We start from the raw sequence: 19,168 nt of genomic DNA on the forward strand, positions 1-19,168 counted from the left end.
ACCCCTTCAGCATAATTGAATCACAATCGTTTTCGATGTTTAAACAAGCCATGCCTATCGACGATTGAAGGGCATGGCTTTTTACTACCGACTAAACGTTATATTAAGTATTGCCGTTGGCCATGGTGACAACACGTTTTAGCGTCCAACGAATCAAAAGCGGTATTCCCTCTATGCCTTTTTCTTCGCAATGAGAAACAATGGCTAATGCTAAATCGGGTTTTGCAAATTTCTTCAAGACACGATGAACCACTTTTTTAGCCGGGATAGGGTGATCGGCTGGGATCTTTACCATCTCGCGGAAAAAAGGTTCAAAGCCGTGGTTATAGAGAAAATGCTCGATATCGAGATCGGGTAATTCAGTTAAACGATGACGCTCTTGATCATGATCCAATCGAGTTCGCACAGTATGAGCATATTTTTTACCCGCCGCATCCCCATCGGTGACGACATGCCAATCTATTCCAAATGCTTTCGCGACCTTAATGAGCGACTTTAGACCGGATTGGGCAAATTCGATGATCTGCACACCTTCTGCTGCGAGGTTATAACCACACTGATTGGCAAACTCATTAAATAACCAAACTTCCGTTTCGCCTTCCACCAGCAACCAACAACGAGCAAACAACGCGCCAGAACGATGAAACCGAATATGGAACCCAACCTTACGTAATTCATCACGAGACAAGCTCTGTAAACCAAGACTGGTACATACGGTTTTATCGGATTGACGTACCAAACGGCGGATGCTGTGGATCGGTACTCTCGCTAAAAGATCACCGCTATTTGTGGTCAATATTTTTTGCATCGGCAGTAACTGCAGTAAACTCCAAGCACGCGCGAGGTGGGTCGGATGCAAACGTCCTTCAGGATCTTCAATGATCAATAACGGACGAGCACAACGACGCAGCTTATTGGGGCCTTTAGCTTGTAGATACGCATTGAGTAATCCCATAAACAGCAAACGAGTTTGTTTATTATTAGTTTGCTCAACGATTTCTGAAATAGACAGCGAATTTGGCTGCCCGGTATAGAAAATCCCATCTCGCTGTTTGCGTAAACTATTACGAGCGTTCGACTTAAACGAGAAATAGTGATCAACCAGCATGCTCATTGAATTGAGACTGCTGCGCATCTCGCCTTTGTTCACGTGTCCTGGAATGGCCATTAAGCGGCGACAGGTATTATCAATCCGCTTTTCTACTCGCTCATTGAGTGTGCCATTGGCTTGAATGGGGCGATTAAACCTTCGGGAGTCCTTCAAACGGATCACTGGATGAAGAGACATCAGCTCTTGCGCTAATTTAACCGCGTGATGTAACGGTAACGGATTGCCCTCAAAATCGAGAAAATCGTATTGAGTTTCAATGTCATAGTTGTCACGACTAGCACTGAGCCGATAGTAGATACGATGAGTATCGTTTTCATCAGTGGTCCAGATCGGCTTAATTTTACGGTAACGCCCTGAGCGCATTTCGCTCTTATCGTTCGATACTAGGCTCAAGACAATCTGTAAATCTTGTGTTTGAGGATGAGAAACAGAGTAATCCACATGGAAATCGGACATTTCAAACTGGTAAGGGACACCATCAGGCGGCAGGGCAACTGAAAGCGCGTCAAGCAACGACGATTTACCCCAAGTGTTTTCACCGATCAAAGTCGTCAGCTGTTCAAACGAGAGGGATAGGCGTTTGATGCCACGAAAACCCGCAATTTCAATCCGTTCTAATTGCATAAAGTGACCTCATCATTATCAATTATCTTAATTTAAGCATAAAAGAAAAAACTAATATAAGCATGAGGTTAGCTCACATAAGCGAATTATTCGTAAAAAGTAATGAATCTGTCATAAAGAATGAGTTAGCATGACGGTGAAAAGTGAGAAGAATTATGATGAAGAAAAATAATAGAACGACCAGAATAAGAGTCGCGCACATAAACGACACACATTCCTATTTTGAACCGACGTCTTTACAGCTTGCGCTGACCGTAGAACAACAATCATTCGCCCCATTTGTGAGTGCTGGTGGCATCGCCCGCATAAAAACCCGCGCTGAACAACTTAAGCAACAAGCCGAGCAAAACCAACGAGGCTTTCTCTTCCTCCATGCCGGAGACTGCTTTCAAGGCACTTTGTACTTCTCTTTATTTAAAGGAGAAGCAAACGCGGTGATGCTCAATCAACTGGGTCTTGATGGCATGGCGGTAGGGAATCATGAACTCGATATGGGTAACCTGCCTGTTGCCGAATTTGCCGAGCGCATTGATTTTCCTCTTCTTGCTGGCAATTGGGATCTTTCCAATGAGCGCCAAGATAAATCTAAAACCTTACGTTTTAACCCAACGGTATACTCCTACAAACCACTCACTCGGTCGGCACAATGGCTAATCAAACATGTCGGTGACGAGTCGGTTGCGATATTTTCATTAGCATTAGATAAAATGGCGGAGATTTCTAATCCTGATATTGACACGCCATTTGTCAGCAGTATCGAAACCGCCAGAAATACCGTGGCAGAGATCCATAAAGCGGGTATCAACAAAATCATTTTACTGAGTCATATGGGTTATGAGGCTGATCTTGAACTTGCCAATCATGTTGATGGCATTTCGTTAATTGTCGGTGGACACAGTCATGTGTTACAGGGTGACTTTAGCGAGTTAGGTTTGGCAAAAAGTGATGATTATGGCGTAAAGGTCAATCAAACCTATGTGGTGCAAGCAGGCTTTCATGCTTTGTCTCTAGGCCATTGTGACATTGATTTTGACAGTGAAGGTAATGTGATTGCTTTTAACGGCAAAAATGAACTGCTGCTGGGTAGACGTTTGTTTGTCGACACCTCGATGAGTCAGTCTTGGCAGGATGAAAAATACCAACCAATCCGAGATTTTGTTCATGCGCATCAAAACGTGGCTGTCTGTAAGAAAGACAAAGGTATCCAGCGGTTATTAGAAGAGCGCTATCAAGCTCGGGTTCGTGAGCAACAAAAAACCATCTTAGCGCGTACAGAAAAAAATCTACGCCATATAAGAATTCCTGATGAACGTGGCGGCAGCGAAATCGCGCCATTAGTCGCAGAGTCATTTGTTCATACTATGCGTCAACAGGGGAGTCCGGTGGATTTTGCCATTCATAATGCGGGCGGAGTGCGTAATTCCATTGCCGTAGGAAATATCTCTGTTGCCGATATCGCCGGAAAGGTGTTGCCGTTTCTGGTGCCGATTGGCAGTTATGAGATTGAAGGACGCTATATTGCTCAAACATTGGAAGGGGCAATAAACAATGCATTAAATAATGGCGTGGAAGGAACAGGCTCAGGCTCTTACCCTTATACGGCCAATTTACGCTATCACTATGAAGCTAATGCACCTAAAGGCGAGCGAATCCACCATCTAGACATTCACACTAACACCGATGGGTGGCAGCCTGTTGAAGCTAATAAAACCTACGTTGGTTCATCTTCTGCCTATACCATGAAGGGAAAAGAAGGCTATGAAGCGATTCTCAATATGAAAGGCGAAGGGCATATCACCCACCTATCAATGGCAGATTGTTTCATTCGCTACTTAAAAGATAATCCAGAAGTACTACACGGCGATCAAATGCTTACTGCTAATTAATGACTAAATTTTAAACACTTGGCATACACTTTGCTTTTTATTCCTTGATTCATTTTATCCGAATTAATGAATAGGAGTCGTTATGTGGAGTAAAGACTGGGTCGATATTGCGGTTGTCATCAGCTGGATTTCTGTATGGGCTGCAATGGTGTATTTAATTCCCGGTGGGGGAATGTAAAAGAAAGGAGCATTTTTTTGCTCCTTTTTGATTTTCTAGTAGACGTAAATTGATTTGAGGCATACAATCCGCGGCGTTTGGGGAGTAGTCGCCTCTGGTTTACTTATCGTCATCTCGTTAGGCAATGCCTTTCCGGTAAGTATAAGCGTTATGCGCTTCGACGAGACCAACGTATTCAAATCCTTATGCCTTTAACGGGGTATGAGGTTGTTTGTTTGCGGTAGGGATCGTTAGCATAAACGCACCGATCCCTCCGTTATTTGGAGGATAAAATGACCCCGTCAACCTACCTAGGCCTTGGTCTACTAACACTTGCTCTAGTGGCACTCGATATTTGGCAAACACGTGGTGGTAACATCACAATTAAAAAAGCCGCTGTTTGGAGTGTGTTCTGGTTTGTACTGGCGTTTCTTTTCGCAGGCTCTATCTATTTTTTCTGGGATTTCTATGCGCCAGGAAGCAGCTATACAGCAGAAAAAGCGACCGTTTCATTTCTAACCGGCTATTTGCTGGAAAAATCACTCAGTGTCGATAACCTGTTTGTCTTCGCGATCATCTTTACCCAATATTCAGTACCAGAGCATTTACGCCCACGCGCGCTGCTTTGGGGGGTGATTGGTGCGCTGGTACTGCGTGCAATCATGATTGCGGTTGGTGCTCAGCTACTCGCTCAATACCACTGGATTCTTTACATCTTTGCTGCATTCCTAATTTGGACTGGTATCCAATTGGCACGCGATAAAGGTGAAGAGGAAGAAGTAAACCCACTGCCTGAGAAGATCATTCGTAAATTTGCGACTGTAACCGATGGCTACCGTGAAAATGCATTAACCGTGGTTGAGAATGGCAAACGTTGCGTGACACCAATGATGATTGTTATCGGTGTGATTGCCTTTATGGATGTGATGTTCGCTCTAGACTCTATCCCTGCAATCTTCGCAGTTACTCGTGAACCATTCTTGGTATTGGCAGCAAACGTATTTGCCTTGCTTGGTTTACGCTCTTTGTACTTTGTACTGCAAGGAATGATGGATAAGTTTATTTATCTAAAACCAGCACTGTCTTTCATCATGGTCTTCATTGGTATTAAGATGCTTCTAGTGGGTACGGCTTGGGCAATCCCTACCGCGGTATCACTATTGGTTCTGTTGATCACCATGACAATTGCTGTGGTAGCTTCGATTGTTAAACAACGCAGCTTGGCACAACAAGCATTATAATTTGCGTTATTTCAACTAATTGAAATGCGAGTTACGCCTCACTAAAAGATAATAGCTATGTAAAATAATTGTTATCTACCAGTGGGGCGTATTTTATTGTTTGAATAATTAAACAGCGATAGTGACTAAGTAACTATCAATAGCAAAGCGAAGTGAATAACGATCAATGGCGAATGTTAGAGAGTTGTTTTATTAGATTATCTAATTTGAAAATCGAAATTTTGTCATTTTAACTGGCGATAAAATCAACGTTAAAATAATCACAAGCTGAGTTATCCGATTTCAAGAAGAGGCACATATGGCACAAGTTTTAGACGCTACAACCATAATCAACACCCCTTCTAAGGACAGAAAAACCTACTCGGTTACCATCAAAGGATTGTTTGTTCACCTGCTAGATATTCTGTTTACCGATCGTAATGAACCTCGAGCATACTATGCGAGTGACTTATCGAACCATATGCAGAAAGATGTCGGTTTATATCGATAGAGACCAAATTTGAAGACGCCAGTAATGTTACTGGCGTTTTTTTTTGCTCAATAAACATCAATTTTAACAGTGAGTTAAAACTATTTGCCTTAGTTGGCTTCGTGCATTCGATTTGCTATACAGAATATTGCTCTATTCTTACTACTGACTAATAAGTGCGTAATTGCATAAATATAATTTACGTCAGTGACTAGGTAAGGATCAATCTATGAGCGAAATGGAATACGACTACCCAAACAACTACAATCTCATCTCTATTACCGACCCTTCAAGCTATATCAAATACGCCAGTGCCCATTTTAGTGAAGTTGCCGGATTCGAAGATGGCGAATTAGTGGGTAAACCGCATAATATTGTTCGTCATCGAGACATGCCTAAAGCTGCGTTTAAAGATTTGTGGGGCCATTTGCAATCGGGTAAACATTGGATGGGGATGGTTAAGAACCAACGTAAAGGTGGCGGGTATTACTGGGTTGATGCCTTCGCATCGCCCATTAAGTTCAATGGCGAAATTGTTGAATACCAATCCGTTCGCTTTAAGCCAGAACGTCTCTATGTAGATCGCGCAGAAAAAATCTATAGCAAACTTCGTAACGGCGGTACTTCACTGATCCTGAAATTGCCACGCACTCGATTATGGATGCGTTCAACGATCTGCATTGCCGCCGCCACAGGCGTAGGTCATCTACTACTGAATTATGGTCAAAGTCCGATGGTCGCAATCGGCGCGATTGCAACGTTGTCTGCATTATCAAGTTATATATTGACTCGTCCGTTAGAAAAGCTCGCACAGCAAGCACGACAAGATTTCAATAATCCACTGATGGAATATATTTATTTTGGCCGCGTGAACGATCTATCCGAAATTGCGTTAGGGATGAAAATGCGGAAGCAATACGCGGATGCACTATTAGGCCGCGTCGGTATCTCAGTAATGGATTCGTGTAAGGAAACCAAAGCGAACGCAGACTCTGCCGCGAGCAATAGCGAACGCGTCACACAGAATTTAAGTGAGCAGAAAGTCGAAATCGATGTTGTCGCGACCTCAGTCAATGAGATGCAGGCGGCGTCTGCTGAAATTTCGCAAAATGCTCAAGCGACTGCGGATGCCACTTTAACGGCGCAAAACACCATGACCAATAGTCGTGGTGTTATCGATAACGTCAACCATTCGGTACTTGAGCTTGTTAGCGAACTTAAACAGATCTCACAAACGGTCACCGATCTCAATCATCAAACCGAGCAGATTGGCTCAGTGGTTGAAGTGATCAACGATATTGCAGAACAAACCAATCTATTAGCATTGAATGCGGCAATCGAAGCGGCGCGAGCAGGCGAGCAGGGACGTGGCTTTGCCGTCGTGGCGGATGAAGTTCGCACCTTAGCGCAAAGAACGCAAGAATCGACGACTGAAATAAAGTCTGCGATAGAAAGTATTCAAAGTGGTAGTAATACAGCGGTGAATGCGCTGCATAAAGGTAATGAGAAATCTGCCAGTACTGTTGAACTGTTAGCGGATGCACAGCAGAGCATTCAGTTATTAGAAGAGTTGGTGCAAGATGTTGTCGACCGCAATCAACAGATTGCCGTTGCGATTGAAGAGCAAGTGCATGTTTCTGATGAGATCAATGAGAACATTCAATCGATCAATTTGAAGTATGCAGATTCTTATGAACTGATGACACTCACTAATGGGATGAACAGCAAAGTGCAAGACAGCACTAGTGAATTAGCGGATGTGATCAAAAAGATTGCCTAGCGGCAGGAAACAGGAATAGCAGCTAAAAATAAAGCACCATTAAGGTGCTTTATTTTTTTAATCTTAGCGATTATTTTTTACGGCAGTATTCAGCAATAACATACATAGACTGACCGCCATTCACTTTACCAGAGATAAGTTTAGGGTCGTCAGTCAATGCGATACCACGGATAACCGTGCCTTGCTTGATTACTTGTGTGCTGCCTTTGATTGGAAGGTCTTTGATAACAGTTACGTCGTCACCTTTTTTAAGCTCTGCGCCGTTTACATCGAAAGGTTTGTCGTCAGCAGACATACCTTGCATAGCCCAGTTCTTAGTTTCTTCTTCCATATACATCATGTCTAGCGCGTCTTGTGCCCAGCTTTCTGAGTTAAGACGAGTTAGTTGACGCCATGCAGTCACTTGCACAGGAACCACTTGGCTCCACATGCTGTCACTTAGACAACGCCAGTGGTTAATGTCTTTAGGATCTTCAATTTCACCCAGACATTTGTCACATACCATGATGCCGTAATCTACTGTTACGTGACCGTGCGGTGGTACCGCGTACGCAGTCAATGGTGCGTCTGCACCACATAGTTCACACTTAGATTCGCAACGTTGTAGCATTGTAGCTTCAATAGACATAATGGACTCACATATAGTCGGGATTAATAACGGGGCTTATTATCCACTTTATCCGACTAATTGGAAGGGGCATTCGGTAACGCAAAGGTTTAACCGACGTAAAATGACATTTTACTGAAGTTTGTTGTTAAATTGGTAACATTCAAATGCCCTTCAATAACTTAATTGGAGTGACCACGTAACATTGCTGCACCTTTACTTTACCTTGTTAGTGCCTAGCGGCATAATCGGTTAGGTTTATATAGCAAATTAATAGGTTAAAAATTGGAATTACTCTCTATTGAATTCCTGGGCCGTCCTCTAAGACTTGAGGGCAGCATGGCTGGATGGCAAGAACTGTATTGGGATAATCAAATCGTCTCACAACTCACGGCCGATGCAGATCGACAAGAACAAACTAAACACGCGTTCGTATTACAAAAGGGCGATGAAGTCCTAAATTGTGAATTGGACGCGAATCTGACTTGGCAGCCGTTTTCCTTTCACTATCAAGTTAAAGTAAATCAACAGCTCATTAGCCAAGGCGAGCGTAATACTAAGGATATCGAACAACAGAGCCCAGTTGTCGCACCAAAACCAGAAAAACGTTTTAGCCTGATTGGTCTAGTGTCGCTTGGTATGAAAATGCTCAAGAGTGCCAAGCTGATTAAAGTGGTGCTCGCTTCCGCAAGCTTAGCTGCGTATTCATGGTTGTTTTCTTTTCAATTTGCCATGGCGCTAATTGCTTGTTTAGTCGTGCACGAATATGGCCATGTTAAAGCGATGAAGTACTTCGGTATGAAAACCAAAGGCATCTATCTTGTGCCATTCTTGGGGGGACTTGCGCTAACGGATGAGAAAATTAACACCCGTTGGCAAGATGTGGTTATCTCCATCATGGGGCCGATGTTTGGTTTTGTGCTTTCGCTGATTCTATTGGTAGTTTATTGGGTGACTGGCGAGATGTTCTTTGCCGGGCTAGCCGCCTTTAACGCCTTCTTAAACCTGTTTAACTTGCTACCCATTTTACCACTGGATGGCGGTCATATTTTGAAAAGCATCAGTTTTTCAATGAACAGTCTAACGGGCATGATTTTGTGTACAGCCGCGGCGATTGGCGGGGTGTTCCTTAGCTATACACTGGGTTTGAGCTTACTCGGTTTCTTGCTGATCATGGGGACACTTGAAATCATTATGGAATGGCGTTACCGCCACCATAGCCATCTACTACCGCTCGACCGTTATGGCCAAATCGTTGCTGGTTTATGGTATGTCGCGCTTGTTGCAGGTCTAGTGGCGATTATTTGGTACTTTGCTCAAAGTGGTGATGCCTTGTTGCAACTACCGCTGCAGCTGCTTGGCACATAACACTGCCGACATAATGATTGTTTAAGTTACTAAAACGGCTAATGGCAACATATTAGAAAAGGGAGCTAAATAGCTCCCTTTATTGTCTCTAATGCGATGACAAAGCGCCAAAACAAAGCTAAGAACAGTTTGGTTTTGCTGTCTGATAGTTTGGTAACTTCGCCATGGTCTGCTGTAAATCGTGAATTCGAGTACTGTGCGAAGGGTGGGTCGACAGCAGTTCAGGAGGTTGTTGACCGTTGGATGCTTTTGCCATGTTATGCCACAAATCGATACTTTGGGCAGGATCAAATCCCGCTTTAGCCATCAAATCCAAACCGACAATATCCGCTTCTGACTCTTGGGTGCGGCCATAAGGCAATATTACGCCATACTGCAAACCAAGCCCTAACGCCGCCATTGTCGCATCACGATATTGAGCGTATTCCGAAGAGCCAAGCGCGACAGCAGTGATCTGTAGCCCGGTATTAGCTAGCTGAGATTGCGATAGACGTTCATTGCTGTGGTCAGCCAATACATGGGCAATTTCATGACCAATAACAGTAGCAAGTTGATCTTGATTCTCAGCGACATTTAGCAGGCCGGTATAGACCCCAATTTTACCGCCGGGTAGGGCAAACGCATTAACTTGGTCACTATCAAAAACCACCACTTCCCACTTATCGAAGCCAGGCTGTTTTGGCACGTGTTTGGTGACCGCATTTGCAACACATTCGACATAGCGATTCATTTTAGCGTCTTTGCTGACTTTTTGTTGCTGTTTCATCTGCTCAAATGATTGAGCGCCCAGATGGCTCATGTCGGTATCAGAAAACAAGATCAATTGATTTCGTCCAGTAGGTGACGAGCTGCACGCCGTTAACCCAGCGGCTAAAGCTAAAGCGGAGAACTTAAACCACGACATATGACATTCCATGTAAATACAGTTATATATTCATCATAACATCCGGTTAGAATAGACGTAACCGTTATGGATGGATTTACTATGACCATTTGGAAACGAGAGATCAATCTAGATCGTCTCAATCAAACCTCAAAAAACACTCTGATCGAACACTTAAATATCCTCTATACCGAGGTTGGTGACGACTATATCTGTGCCACCATGCCTGTTTGTTCATTCACTCATCAACCGCTAGGAATGTTACATGGCGGAGCATCCGTTGTACTGGCTGAGACTTTAGGCTCTGTCGCGGCCAACTTCTGCGTTGATGACAATGCTTACTGTGTTGGGCTTGATATTAACGCAAATCATGTCCGTGCGATGAGAAGTGGCTTAGTCATCGGCAAAGCGACGCCAATTCACTTGGGCGTTTCTACTCAGGTATGGCAAATCAACATAAGCGATGAGCGCGGGCGCCTAGTGTGCACAAGCCGTCTTACCATTGCCGTCAAACAACAGCGCAAAGGCAATGTTGAGACTGGTGTAAACAGCGCAGGATAGGGGCGAGATAAATGGTAATTGAATTTTCTAATGGCAAGATTATCGCGACGCCCCATGAGCTTGTCGTGAAAGTGAATGGTGCGCATATGATCACCTTGCAAGCACAAAGTGATGCCGTCCAACTGATTGGACGCGGGGCAAATGTCATCGCAGTACATTCAAGTGAAGCAAAATGGTCAATTAAACTCGATGATGAGCAACAACTAATCGACCTTGCATCACAATTAGGCATTGCCATCCAGTAACTTCTTGATCCACTCTCACTAAATGGGGAAAATAACAAATAGTAATATTTGATTGAGATTTCCCCCTTTATGAGTAGCCCGCGACTTCGTGTCCAGTTCGAAACCCTTTTTGAACACTATGATGGTATTGATCTTGGCGTTCAATTAGAAGAGATCACCGACATCCTTTGTTGTACAAGACGTAACGCACGCATTGTCCTCAATAAGATGGAAGAAGAAGGTTGGATTGAATGGCATCCTTCTCCGGGTCGTGGAAAGCTCTCGCAACTCAACTTTAAGCGTAGTCGTACGGATGTTAGTGAGAATCTCGCACGCCGTTATCTTGAAGAAGGTAAAATAGGCCAAGCGCTTAAAGTGCTAGATCAAGATGCGGCTAAGCTTGCTCGGGTCGTCGAAAGTTATTTGGGCGTGCAGGTGCAAGAAGGGCAACAAGTCGTTCGTTTGCCGTACTACCGGCCGCTACTCTCACTTAACCCTCATAAAAATATGCGTCGTTCAGAATTGCATATTGTACGACAGATCTTCAGTGGCTTAACTCGCTTAGATGAAAACGAGCAGTTAGTGCCAGATTTAGCACATACATGGGAAATGCTATCACCACGTCATTGGCGTTTCTATATTCGTCCTGCTGTGCGTTATCACAATGGTGATTTGTTAAGTGTCGAGGCCATCATAGAATGCTTAATGGCGCTACGTTCTCGTAATCTTTTCGCTCATATTGAAATGGTGTGTTCACAGCAAAAGAATGTGGTCGATATCCACTTGAGCCAAGATGATTACCACTTTGCATTATTAATGGCAGAGTCGTGCGCAAAAGTGATGCTACCAAGCTCTGAGCGCAGCGCTGATTATGATCAATTCCCAATTGGTACAGGCCCTTACAAAATTACTCAGAATGACGAAAAGCGCCTAACAATACAGGCGTTTGATGGCTATTTTGGTTTTAGACCGCTGGTTGATAGCGTCGAAGTGTGGGTGATTGATGCGGTGCATTCCTCGATGGTCTTTCCTAGTCTATCAAAACCGTGTGCGCCGGAAGCAATCACAATCAGCGACGAGGTGGAATTAGATCCTGGTTGTACCTATTTGCTATTGAATCGTAACAATGGCTTGGCTAAATCCGATGATTGGGCGCGTTACTTTAGTCAGCGTCTATCCTCGTTGAATGTATTCCAACTATTACCACAAGATAAAATTGTAGAGTTAGGCGCATTGCCAGCACACGGATTGAAACCGGGTTGGTATCACCATACAAGACAGGCGCATTATTCTCCACCACCAAGTTACCGCACCGTTAAAATTGCATATCATGCCAAGCACCCAATGTTTCCCACTTTAGTTAAGTGTTTAGAGACGCTGTTGAAGCAAGATAACCTTGAGGTTGAATTGATCACCTATGACATGGAGATGCCTGACAACGAGCAAGTCGACATTTGGGTAAAACCGATGGGGATAGCCAACAATCGTGATGATGCGATCGCCGGTTGGTTACTTGACTACAGTGATATAGAGCATTTGAGTCGCGAGCAAGACTTTGCTCAGTGGTCAGAGGTAGTCACTCAGTATCGCAGTGAAGAGTTTGCGACTTTTCCTGCGCAAAATATTGGGAAATCCCTTGCCGATAAAATGCAGTTGATTCCGATGTTCCATTGTTGGTTGGGCGTGAGTAAAGATCAATGCGGTTCACTACAAAATGCTAAGTGTAATGCGCTGGGGTGGTTTGATTTCAGCAAGGTATGGATTAAACCTAACATGCTCAATGAGCGAGGCTCTCACCATGGCGAAACCCAATAAGAAGCAACCGTCAAAAACGGTTGAGATTTTTTGCGCCAAGTGCCGCTGTTTACTGTTTAAATATCGAAAAGGTGGTAAAGGAGCATTGGTAAAATGCTTTAAAGAGCGCATTGTTGAAGATTACACGCAAACGCCCTGTATTTGTCCAAAATGTCATACAGAGTTCGCTCGCGATACCTTAGTTAGGGGCACCCCATCTTATAAGATGATTGGCGGAAAAGTGTTGATGAAATAAATGAGTTTATTAACACTAATTGGGGTCAATCATTCGATTTAACTTAAGTAAATAGTCAACTTGCCTTCAATTTTGATCTGAGTCGCTAAAATAAGTAAAACTTTCGTTAACGACTTTTATCGAATTGGATAACTGATACAATGCACGGGTTATAAATAACTGACATTTAATTTCCAATTTTATCAGTAGGGGTAAGTCATGGAGTTAGGTCTAATCATCGCTTTCATCGTAGCAGCAGCTGTTATGGTTAAGAAAGAGATGTCAGCCGCTAAATAATCACTCATTCAGCCCAATTTTAAACCACTTTTTGAATGAAGTTGATCATGAAGCCAGCCCTTTGCTGGCTTTTGTTTTATCTGAACCTCATGATATTGTTATTTTCTCCCCACCTGAACGCTTTTACTCCCCTGACTTGTTTATGTAGCCCATAGTTTTATCGTTCGATGATTGATTAATTCCCGCCTTAACATTATTTTAAACCTTGCTCAGATGTTGTAATAAAAAGGGGAACTCTTTGCAAAGTCCAATTACGCTTGAAGCGCTTCATATTCTTGATGCCATCGACAGGAGAGGGAGCTTTGCTTCCGCTGCCAATGAACTGGATCGAGCACCATCTTCTCTGAGTTATCAGATCCAAAAGTTAGAGCAAGATCTAGACATCATGATCTTTGACCGTTCAGGCCATAAAGCCGTGTTTACTCAAGCTGGGAAGCTTATCTTAGAGCAAGGGCGTACGATATTGACGGCAACAGAAAAGTTGGTCAACGATGCCAGCGTGCTCGCGAATGGCTGGGAGCTTGATATTACTTTAGCGTTTGATGGCATTATTCCAGTCGACAATTTCTTCCCAATGGTTAATGCTCTGGGCAACGTGAGTTCTACGCGAATACGTCTACAAGAAGAAATTTTAGCTGGCTGCTGGGAAGCACTGGAAAATGGCCGAGCTGATATTCTTGTTTGTCCAAAATTAGAAACGATTCCAGTTGATGTAAAAGCGGAGACGATAGGCCAGTTAGAAATGATGTGGGTAGCAGCAACGGATCACTATGTCCATAAGCGCGTCGGTGAGTTTGATGATCAAGCGCGTGAAAAATATCGCGTGATCGCCATTGCAGATACCGCTCGCGAACAACCCGCTATGTCGGTGAATGTACTACAGAAACAACCAAGACTTACCGTGAGTAATTTTGCAGCCAAAGTGGATGCATTAAAATCCGGTTTAGGTATCGGCACCTTGCCAACCAGCATTGCAACTTCACTAATCAAGCAAGGAATAGTGCAGCAGATCAGCGGAACGGATGTACGCGAAATTGAGGTAATTATGGCGTGGAAACGCCATCAAATTGGTGAAGCAAAATCTTGGTGTATTCAGTACCTAAAAAAGCATTGGCAAATGAAATAAGCGTAAAGCGAACTTTGTTGCAAAGCGCTGTCTTTAAAAGCACTACATTCAATCAATTTGAGAGGTGACGTTGATAATTGAGCCCGTGATTTATCAACGTCACCGCTAACATAGCTCGTCATGGCTAGTTATCGAGATACTCGATTCATTAAGATTCCTGCTTATTTTGTAAAACCAACACCATATCAGCGGTGCCATCTTCAAACTGGATATCAATTTTAAAGCCGAGGCTTTGCGCGAGCATCAACATGCCGCGGTTAGTCGGCATCGTCATACCAGACATTCGTTTGGTGCCTTTATTTTGGCAGTAATCGATGATCTTGTTCATCAGAATCTTACCCAGGCCTTTACCTTTAAGATCAGAACGGATCAAAATGGCGAATTCGGCATCACTATTATCGTGATTGATCAAGGCTCTACTGACACCAATGATCTTTTGCTCCGCGCCACTCATATCAACTGCAACAAAGGCCATCTCGCGGTCATAATCAATCTGGGTTAGCTTCGCGAGTGCCTCATGATTGAATTCACCCACTTCGGTAAAGAAACGCTTATACAGATCATCTTTAGAAACGGCATGAATAAACTCCGCATGTTTGGGTTCATCTTCAGGCAAAATAGGGCGTAGTAGAATCGAACTGGCGTCTTTTAATTGTACCCTTTGTTCAAACTCTACAGGATAGGGCCTGATCGCCAAACGATGTTGTGCATCACCTTGGTAAGCTTTAAGCGTTAAATCGGCGTCTAGAATGGTAAATTCGTTACCATTAGCCAATAGCGGATGAATGTCCAGTTCATGCACTTGTGGACAATCAACAATCATCTGTGAAATACGCACCAAGATTTCAGACAAACCTTCAATGTCGATAGGCTCGGGCAATTTTTGCAGGCGAATCTTCTCACCTTTAATCGCGCGAACAATCAGATAACGGGCGAGTGCCATATTAAGAGGCGGTAGCGCTGAGGCTGCGTCAATCCCTTCATTCCATTCTGAACCGCCTTGCCCTAATAGAATCACAGGGCCAAACGTCTCGTCATATTTAACTTTGATCCTTAGCTCTTCGCCACCGGCTCGTTTTGCCATCCCCTGTACTAATAAGCCATGTATGTGAGCAGAAGGATAAGATATCTGGGTACGGTCAAGAATTGCTTGCGCTGCGTTTGCCACTTCTGTGCTATTACGTAAGTTCAACATCACGCCTTGTACATCCGATTTGTGGGGAATATCAGGTGAACGGAGTTTAACTGCAACAGGGTAGCCAATTTCACCGGCAACATGAACCGCCTCACTGGCATCACTTACAATCCAAGTAGGCAGAACATTAAAGTCAAAGTACTTTAAAAATGAGCGGATTTGATGAGTATCCAATGATACTGTGTTTTTATCCAGTAATTGTTCGGTAATCCATTTTTTGGCACTTTCTAGTTCGGCAATATGAACGGGTTCCGCGGTGGTAGGGGTTTCCATTAGCTGCTTTTGGTTACGTCTGTACTCAACTAAGTGCATGAAAGCAACCACCGCACTTTCAGCGGTGCGATAGGTTGGGATGCCGAATTGGGTAAAAATCTCTCGTGCTGGACGGGCAGTAAGTTCACCCGACCAATTGGTGAGGATATTGAAGCGACGGCTTCTTGGGTGGGCCTTTATCGCTTTGATAATCTCGGCAGCGGTCTGCTCTGAGTGGGCGATGGCTGAAGGACTATGCATAATCAAAATGGCATCGGCACAATCGCTATCCATGATGGTATTAAGCGTATCCACATAACGTTGATGACTGGCATCACCAACCATATCAATTGGGTTTCTCTGGCTCCAGCTGGTGGGTAAAACGCGATTTAGCTGTGATACTGTGTATTCATCCAGTCGTGCTAGTTTACCACCACGCTCTAATAAAGTATCGACCGCCATAATGGCAGGACCACCACCATTGGTAATGATCGCTAAGCGCTCACCACGCAAAGGAACCGAATGGGTAAGAGTTTCTACTGCGGCAAATAGTTCATGTGAATTTTGTACCCGCAGCATACCGGTACGCCTAATTGCGGAGTCATAAATAATATCAAGCGTATCACTGCCACCAGTATGGGCTTGAGCTGCTTTACGTCCTTCAACTGTGCGTCCCCCTTTTAGCACCAATATTCGGCGATTGCGCGAGGCACTTCGTGCTGCGGACATAAATCGACGGGCATCTTTTATCGAATCGACGTAAAGCAGAATCGCTTCGGTATGGGTATCGGTACTTAAATGGTCGAGTAGGTCAGCAAAATCAATATCAACGGCATTGCCGAGCGATATAAAAGCAGAGAAACCAATATTTTTGTCATTCGCCCAATCAAGGATAGTGGTGCACATCGCTGCGGACTGGGAAATAAAGGCAATCTTGCCACGCTGAGGGGCGACAGGTGAAAATGAAGCATTAAAATTAAGCCAAGGTAGCATCAAGCCAAGGCTATTTGGCCCTAAGATCCGCATACCAACGGTACGAGCGATACCAGCACAAAGATCCTGAATGGGTTCCCCAGTACTACTAAGTTGATGCATGTCGGAAGAAAGAACGATCACCGAGCTGACTTTTTTCGCAACAAGCTGGGTGAATATCTCGATATTACGACTCGCATGAGTACAAAGAATGGCGACATCAGGGACGATAGGCAATGCGTCGATAGTGCTATAGGCGAGGACACCACACACCGACTTATATTTAGGCGTCACCGGCATGATGGCGCCTTCAAAGCCACCTTGCAGCAAGTTCTTCATCACGATGTTGCCCGCACGCATTTCCTGAGTAGAGGCGCCGATAACCGCAATCGATTTGGGGTTAAGCAAATGACCAAAGCTGTTCATGAATCAACTTCCTAACGATATGTTCACCTAATCGTAACGGAGTTAATTTGGACTTGCAGGCTAAATTTGATGGAGTTTTGCGCAGATCACCCAAGACAATAAACACTTTGTGTTACAAGTCACAGAGTCTCGTAATATAATGCCTAGGTTGGCTTGATTATGCCGCTTTCTAACGGCATGATTTACAGTAATTTCTATCTAGGGCTTGAAGAATTCATGAAAAAAATCGCTATCGTTGGCTTGTCCGTTTTACTTTCAGCATGTGTCTCTGGTCAGTACACGACAGACGTAAGCTCAGAAAGTTATCGCGAAGATTACAAAGTGGCAGAAGTCGAACAACCGATCACAGAAGAAGTGACTGAAACGGTTGTTGATACAGTTGTTGTTTCAACACCAGCGCAAACGACTCCAGCAGTCGCTATTGTGCCACCGTCTGACAAACAGCAAAATTCCCAAGCCGCGCGTTTTGGTTACACCATTCAAGTCGTTGCTGTTGGTACGCAAACTAAAGTTGATCAATTTGCTCGCATGCTACCAAACTCAGATCAGCCGATTTGGGAAAACTATAAAGTTGTTAACGGTACAAAATGGTACACCGTTCTTTATGGTGACTACGCAACACAGGCAGATGCAAAACAAGCTATTGCTCAGCTTCCTGCAGAATTTAGAGCATTGAAGCCATTTGTTAAGAGCATCGATACGATCAAAAACTCTCCGTATCCAACCCTGAACAAACTAAACTAATTTAACGAAGGGGCGAAAGCCCCTTTTTACTGTCTATTCTTTCAGCTAACTCTCATTAGCTGCTTATTTATATTGGTATTAGAAGTGTAACTTGGAGTGGTTTTTATTATGATGAAGCCATCCCAGTTTCTGTAGTATCACGGAAAGATTTTAATGAACAAAACATCCATTCTTCTTTTATGCGGCGGCGGCTCATCTGAGCACGACGTTTCTTTAGTTTCTGCAAACTACCTACAATCTCAGCTCCAGCTAACACCTGAGTTTGAAGTGACCCGTATAGAAATGAAGAAAGAGGGCTGGTTTACTGATCAAGGTGAATTGGCTCTGTTAGATAGCAACACCGGCCAACTTAACTTTGCAGATCAAAGTTTACATGTGGATTTCGTGGTGCCATGTATTCATGGTTTCCCGGGAGAAACCGGTGACATCCAGTCGCTATTAGAACTAGCAGGGATCCCATACCTAGGCTGTCGAGCAGAGGCGAGCACTAATAGCTTTAACAAAATTACGTCGAAGCTTTGGTATGACGCGCTAGGCATTCCAAATACGCCATACCTTTTCCTATCAGAAAACAATGCCGATGCCTTTGAGAAAACCAAGCAAGCGTTTGAAAATTGGGGCAGTGTATTTGTTAAAGCGGCATGCCAAGGCTCATCGGTTGGTTGTTACAAGGTAACGGAACTAAATGAACTGCAAAAAGCAATTGATGATGCGTTCAGTTATTCTGATCAAGTATTGGTAGAGCAGGCCGTTAAACCACGCGAATTAGAAGTAGCGGCGTATGAATATCAAGGTGAGCTTGTATTAACCCTGCCAGGGGAAGTAAAAGCACCGGATAACACTTTCTACAGTTACGAAGAAAAATATTCTGCAGCAAGTCATTCAACCACTGATGTTGTGGCGCAAAATTTGACTGAAGAGCAAATTGAAGCGATCCGCATCAATGCTGAAAAAGTGTTTAAACAGATGAAGTTACGCCATTTATCACGCATCGACTTCTTCTTAACACCAGAAGGCAACATCTATCTAAATGAAGTGAACACCTTCCCAGGTATGACACCAATTTCGATGTTCCCTAAAATGCTAGAAAACAATGGCCATCAGTTCCATCAATTCCTAGCCGATTGCGTTAAATCATCAATCTAAACACCAGATAGAGTAATGGCGTTCCGTTACTCTATTGGTTTTATTGATAAAAACTGTATTTTTTCAAGTT

General features: G+C 43.8%; 16 protein-coding genes. 12 read left to right on the forward strand and 4 right to left on the reverse strand.

The window, feature by feature from the left end:
* Positions 1-103: 103 nt before the first annotated feature.
* Positions 104-1,735, reverse strand: coding sequence for an ATP-dependent endonuclease (locus RJD38_RS19485; RefSeq protein ID WP_065546245.1), 1,632 nt, complete (start codon positions 1,733-1,735; stop codon positions 104-106).
* Positions 1,736-1,890: 155 nt separating this feature from the next.
* Between RJD38_RS19485 and RJD38_RS19490 the strand changes: the two genes are divergently transcribed.
* The 4 genes from RJD38_RS19490 (at position 1,891) to RJD38_RS19505 (ending at position 7,268) form a co-directional block, all read left to right on the forward strand.
* Positions 1,891-3,621, forward strand: coding sequence for a bifunctional metallophosphatase/5'-nucleotidase (locus RJD38_RS19490; protein WP_065546246.1), 1,731 nt, complete (start codon positions 1,891-1,893; stop codon positions 3,619-3,621).
* Positions 3,622-4,071: 450 nt separating this feature from the next.
* Complete coding sequence (locus RJD38_RS19495; RefSeq protein ID WP_065546247.1) at positions 4,072-5,019, forward strand: TerC/Alx family metal homeostasis membrane protein; 948 nt, start codon at positions 4,072-4,074, stop codon at positions 5,017-5,019.
* A 298-nt stretch (positions 5,020-5,317) separates the two neighbouring features.
* Entirely contained in the window at positions 5,318-5,509 is a 192-nt protein-coding gene (locus RJD38_RS19500) for a hypothetical protein (RefSeq protein ID WP_005595592.1), read from the forward strand.
* A 208-nt stretch (positions 5,510-5,717) separates the two neighbouring features.
* Positions 5,718-7,268: a PAS domain-containing methyl-accepting chemotaxis protein gene (locus RJD38_RS19505; protein ID WP_065546248.1), complete on the forward strand. Its 1,551-nt coding sequence runs from the start codon at positions 5,718-5,720 to the stop codon at positions 7,266-7,268.
* Positions 7,269-7,338: 70 nt separating this feature from the next.
* Here the strand turns inward: RJD38_RS19505 and RJD38_RS19510 are convergent, their stop codons facing one another.
* Positions 7,339-7,896, reverse strand: coding sequence for a PhnA domain-containing protein (locus tag RJD38_RS19510; RefSeq protein WP_006710789.1), 558 nt, complete (start codon positions 7,894-7,896; stop codon positions 7,339-7,341).
* 264 nt (positions 7,897-8,160) lie between these two features.
* Between RJD38_RS19510 and RJD38_RS19515 the strand changes: the two genes are divergently transcribed.
* The gene (locus RJD38_RS19515; protein ID WP_040757923.1) at positions 8,161-9,243 is read left to right on the forward strand and encodes a site-2 protease family protein; all 1,083 of its coding nucleotides are present in this window, start codon (positions 8,161-8,163) and stop codon (positions 9,241-9,243) included.
* A gap of 118 nt (positions 9,244-9,361) precedes the next feature.
* Here the strand turns inward: RJD38_RS19515 and RJD38_RS19520 are convergent, their stop codons facing one another.
* Positions 9,362-10,147 (reverse strand): M48 family metallopeptidase, encoded by a 786-nt coding sequence (locus tag RJD38_RS19520; protein ID WP_065546249.1) that lies wholly within the window; start codon positions 10,145-10,147, stop codon positions 9,362-9,364.
* A gap of 81 nt (positions 10,148-10,228) precedes the next feature.
* On the opposite strand from RJD38_RS19520, the gene RJD38_RS19525 reads away from it, so the two are divergent.
* The 5 genes from RJD38_RS19525 to RJD38_RS19545 all read left to right on the forward strand — a co-directional run bounded on the left by RJD38_RS19525 (position 10,229) and on the right by RJD38_RS19545 (position 14,363).
* Entirely contained in the window at positions 10,229-10,687 is a 459-nt protein-coding gene (locus tag RJD38_RS19525; protein ID WP_005595585.1) for a hotdog fold thioesterase, read from the forward strand.
* An 11-nt stretch (positions 10,688-10,698) separates the two neighbouring features.
* Positions 10,699-10,932, forward strand: coding sequence for a DUF3389 domain-containing protein (locus RJD38_RS19530; protein WP_005595583.1), 234 nt, complete (start codon positions 10,699-10,701; stop codon positions 10,930-10,932).
* A 69-nt stretch (positions 10,933-11,001) separates the two neighbouring features.
* Positions 11,002-12,726 carry an SgrR family transcriptional regulator gene (locus tag RJD38_RS19535; protein ID WP_065546250.1) on the forward strand — a complete coding sequence of 575 codons (1,725 nt, stop codon included), beginning with the start codon at positions 11,002-11,004 and terminating at the stop codon, positions 12,724-12,726.
* Entirely contained in the window at positions 12,710-12,961 is a 252-nt protein-coding gene (locus tag RJD38_RS19540) for a hypothetical protein (RefSeq protein WP_005595581.1), read from the forward strand. The genes RJD38_RS19535 and RJD38_RS19540 overlap by 17 nt, the downstream gene beginning before the upstream one ends.
* A 514-nt stretch (positions 12,962-13,475) precedes the next feature.
* Positions 13,476-14,363 carry a LysR family transcriptional regulator gene (locus tag RJD38_RS19545; RefSeq protein ID WP_065546251.1) on the forward strand — a complete coding sequence of 296 codons (888 nt, stop codon included), beginning with the start codon at positions 13,476-13,478 and terminating at the stop codon, positions 14,361-14,363.
* A gap of 148 nt (positions 14,364-14,511) precedes the next feature.
* Here RJD38_RS19545 and RJD38_RS19550 read toward each other — a convergent pair whose 3' ends face one another.
* Positions 14,512-17,208 (reverse strand): bifunctional acetate--CoA ligase family protein/GNAT family N-acetyltransferase, encoded by a 2,697-nt coding sequence (locus RJD38_RS19550; protein ID WP_065546252.1) that lies wholly within the window; start codon positions 17,206-17,208, stop codon positions 14,512-14,514.
* A gap of 216 nt (positions 17,209-17,424) precedes the next feature.
* Between RJD38_RS19550 and RJD38_RS19555 the strand changes: the two genes are divergently transcribed.
* Together RJD38_RS19555 and RJD38_RS19560 are read left to right on the forward strand one after the other, a co-directional pair.
* Positions 17,425-17,952, forward strand: a complete 528-nt coding sequence (locus RJD38_RS19555) for an SPOR domain-containing protein (protein WP_038219021.1) — start codon at positions 17,425-17,427, stop codon at positions 17,950-17,952.
* Between the two features lie 153 nt (positions 17,953-18,105).
* The gene (locus RJD38_RS19560) at positions 18,106-19,098 is read left to right on the forward strand and encodes a D-alanine--D-alanine ligase (protein ID WP_065546253.1); all 993 of its coding nucleotides are present in this window, start codon (positions 18,106-18,108) and stop codon (positions 19,096-19,098) included.
* The last annotated feature ends 70 nt before the right edge of the window (positions 19,099-19,168 follow it).

The sequence above is a fragment of the Vibrio scophthalmi genome (genome assembly GCF_040869025.1).
Taxonomy (GTDB): domain Bacteria; phylum Pseudomonadota; class Gammaproteobacteria; order Enterobacterales; family Vibrionaceae; genus Vibrio; species Vibrio scophthalmi.